2 protein-coding genes are annotated in these 2,406 nt (G+C 77.8%); one reads left to right on the forward strand and one right to left on the reverse strand.

All coding sequences use genetic code 11. From position 1 onward, the window contains the following. Positions 1 to 118 precede the first annotated feature (118 nt). Positions 119 to 991, forward strand: a complete 873-nt coding sequence (locus E1283_RS35350; protein WP_132822255.1) for a DMT family transporter — start codon at positions 119 to 121, stop codon at positions 989 to 991. Here E1283_RS35350 and E1283_RS35355 read toward each other — a convergent pair. Next, positions 969 to 2,406: (Fe-S)-binding protein (locus tag E1283_RS35355; RefSeq protein ID WP_207930664.1), on the reverse strand; the 1,438-nt coding region annotated here is incomplete at its 5' end. The two genes, E1283_RS35350 and E1283_RS35355, sit on opposite strands and share 23 nt — an antisense overlap.

Consider the following 2,406-nt stretch of genomic DNA (forward strand, 5'->3'; position numbering starts at 1 on the left):
GCCGCCGCGATCGGCGCGTAGTGCCCGGCCGCCGGCCCGACCGGCCGGGCGCGCCCCGGGCTCCGGGCTCCGGGGCGGCGGCCACCGCGCTGCCTAGAGTGCCCTCGTGCTCCTCGGGATGATCTGCGCCCTGGCCTCCGCCGTCTGCTACGGCACCGCGTCCGTCCTGCAGGCCATCGCCGCGCGGGGCGCCGCCCCCGGGACCGGCTCGGGGGTGGACGCGGCGCTGCTGCTGCGGGCGGTGCGGCAGTGGCGCTACCTGGTGGGGCTGTCGCTCGACGGGGCGGGCTTCGCGCTCCAGGTGGTGGCGCTGCGCACCCTGCCGATCTACGCCGTCGGGGCGGCGCTGGCCGCGAGCCTCGCGGTGACGGCCGTGGTCGGGGCGCGGCTGATGCGGTTCTCGCTGGGGCGCGCCGAGTGGACCGCGGTGGCCGCGGTCTGCGGCGGGTTGGCGCTCATCGGCCTGGCCGCGGGCCCGGAGGGCGGCCGGTCGGGGTCCGACGCGCTGCGCTGGACGATGCTCGGCGCCGCGGTCGGCGTCCTGGTGGTGGGCGCGGCGGCCGGCCGGCTGCCGGCGCGGCCACGGGCCCTGGCGCTCGGCCTGGGGTCGGGGTGCGGGTTCGGTGTGGTCGAGGTCTCCGTCCGGCTCGTCGACTCGCTGGCGCTGCCCGGGCTGCTCGCCGACCCGGCGCTGTACGCGCTGCTGGCGGGCGGCGCGGCCGGTTTCCTGCTGCTGACCTCGGCCCTGCAACGCGGCTCGGTGACGACCGCGACCGGCGGTATGGTCGTCGGCGAGACGGTCGGCCCGGCGCTGATCGGCGTCGTCTGGCTGGGCGACCGCACCCGCGAGGGGCTGGTCCCGTTGGCGGTCGTGGGCTTCGTCGTCGCCGTCGTGGGCGCGCTCGCCCTGAGCCGCTTCGGCGAGCCGCCGGCGCCGCCGCCCGCGACGGGACGGGGCCCGCGGAACGCTACCCGCCGGCGCGCGACCTGAGGGAGGTGAGGGCGGCGGTGGCCAGGGTCGCGGCGGCCACGGCCGCGGTGACCAGCGGCCCGTCGGCGTGCCGGGGTTCGGGCCTGGGCGCCGCCGCGAGCTCGGGGAGGTCGACCGGGGTCGCCGGGACGCCGGGCAGGCCGAGGGCCAGCGCCTCGGCCAGGTGCATGGCACGGCGGCCGGTGTCGGACTGGTCGATCTGGGTGCGGCAGCTGAAGCCGTCGGCGAGGATCAGCGTGTCGGGCGCCGCGTCGCGGACGGCGGGCAGCAGGACGCGTTCCGCACAGGCCAACGAGACGTCGTGGTGGCCGCGTTCGAAGCCGAAGTTGCCGGCGAGTCCGCAGCATCCGGAGTCGGGCACCTCCGCGTCGATGCCGGCCCGCCGCATCAGCTCGCGGTCCGGGTCCTGGCCGAGCACCGCGTGCTGGTGGCAGTGGGTCTGGACGAGGGCGGCGCGGTCGACGGCCGGCGGCCGCCAGCCGTCGGGCGCGTGCCGCAGCAGCGCCTCGGCGAGGGTGACGGTCTGCCCGGCCAGCCGCCTGACGTCCTCGTCGTGGCTGAACAGTTCGGGCGCGTCGGCCCGGAACACGGCCGTGCAGGACGGTTCGAGGCCGACGATCGGGGTGCCGGCCGCCAGCCAGGGGCGCAGCGTCTCGACGGTGTCGCCGAGCACCCGGGCGGCGCGGCCGAGTTGGCCGGTGGAGATCCAGGTGAGCCCGCAGCAGACCGGCCGCCGCGGGACGGCGACGCGGAGGCCGGCCGCCTCCAGGACCTGGACGGCGGCCTGGGCGACGTGCGGGTGGAAGTAGGTGCTGAAGGTGTCGGGCCACAGCAGCACGGCGCGCGGGTCGTCGGGCGCCGGCTCCGGGGTTTCCCGGTCGCGCCACCAGTCGAGGAAGGAACGCTCGGCGAAGAGCGGCGCCTCGCGCTCCCCGGTGACGCCGGCCAGGCGCTTGCCGAGCGTCGCGAGCCCCGGGGCGTGCAGCAGCGCGTTGACGGCGCGTGGCGCCGGCTGGGCGAGCCTGGCCCAGAGCGGCAGCCAGCCGAGGGCGTAGTGGGCGGCGGGGCGCGGCCGGCCGGCGTAGTGGTGGGCCAGGAACTCGGCCTTGTAGGTGGCCATGTCGACGCCGGTCGGGCAGTCGGACCTGCACCCCTTGCAGGCCAGGCAGAGGTCGAGGGCGTCCCGCACCTCGGTGGAGCGCCAGCCGTCGGTCAGCGGGGAGTCCGCGTGCCCGCCCATCATCTCGAACAGCAGCCGGGCCCGGCCCCGGGTCGAGTGCTCCTCCTCGCCGGTGGCCCGGTACGAGGGGCACATCACGCCACCCTCGTGGGAGCGGCAGTTGCCGATGCCGACGCAGCGCATCACGCCGCGCCGGAAGCTGTGGTCGTCCCTCGGGTAGTCGAAGTGGGTGGGC

Origin of the sequence: Streptomyces hainanensis, assembly GCF_004348415.1 — a bacterium.
GTDB lineage: Bacteria > Actinomycetota > Actinomycetes > Streptomycetales > Streptomycetaceae > Streptomyces > Streptomyces hainanensis.

Excerpts from the sequence above, each read along its gene's own strand:
- E1283_RS35350 (WP_132822255.1), top strand. The coding sequence starts at position 119 with ATGATCTGCGCCCTGGCCTCCGCCGTCTGCTACGGCACCGCGTCCGTC.